This window comes from Methylobacterium sp. WL103, from assembly GCF_008039885.1.
Classification (GTDB): Bacteria; Pseudomonadota; Alphaproteobacteria; order Rhizobiales; family Beijerinckiaceae; genus Methylobacterium; species Methylobacterium cerastii.
This window is the reverse complement of the sequence record NZ_VRUX01001112.1, coordinates 1-760: the sequence shown is the minus strand read 5'-3', so window position 1 is coordinate 760 and position 760 is coordinate 1. Positions and strand designations below refer to the sequence as shown.

The 760-nt window shown below is 74.1% G+C and carries 1 protein-coding gene; it reads left to right on the top strand.

The window, feature by feature from the left end:
- A partial coding sequence (locus FV222_RS28115; protein WP_147816414.1) for a histidine kinase dimerization/phospho-acceptor domain-containing protein occupies window positions 1-760 on the top strand: 760 nt, incomplete at both ends.

Below are 760 nucleotides of genomic sequence, written 5' to 3'. Positions count from 1 at the left end.
CCGCCGACGCCCGCGCGACCCTCAACGCCCTCGACGACGGCGTCGTCACCCTCGATGCGGCCGGCCGCATCGTCGCGATGAACCGCGCCGCCGCCGCCCTGTTCGCCTGCGAGCCGCGCGAGGTGGTCGGCACCGCCTTCGATTCCCTTTTCGATGCCGCGCAGCGGGACGTGGTCCGCGCCGCCCTCGCCGGCCTCGGCACCGAAATCAGCATCGCCGCCAGCGGCCGGCCTGTGACGCTGCGGGTGTCGGTCCGAGAGGGCGCCCGCGTCGCGGTACTGCGCGCGCCGTCCGAGGTCGCGGCGCGGAGTATTTCGGATGTCGATCCCCAAGCCTTCGATCCCCAAGCCTTCGATCGCCCCGCCTTCCTTGGGCACCTCGACCGCGAGATCCGCACGCCGGTCGAGGGCATCGTCGGCCTCGCCGACGGCATCCTCGCGGAACCGCACGGGGTGCTCGACGAGCGTTACCGCGTGCCGCTGCGCGCGATCCGGGCGGCGGGCGACCACGTGCGCGGACTGGTCTCCGACCTGATCGAGATCGCCACCATCGAGTCCGGCGGCCTCGCCCTCTCAGTCCGGCCGCTGCCCCTGAACGAGCTCGTCTCGGGCTGCGTCGAACTCCTGCAGCCCGAGGCGGCGCGCGGGCGCATCGTCCTGCGCACCAGCTTCTCGCCGGACCTAGCGCCGCTGGAGGCGGACGAGCCGTCGCTGCGGCAGGCGGCGCTCGCCGTGATCGGCGAGGCGATCCGGGCGACCGC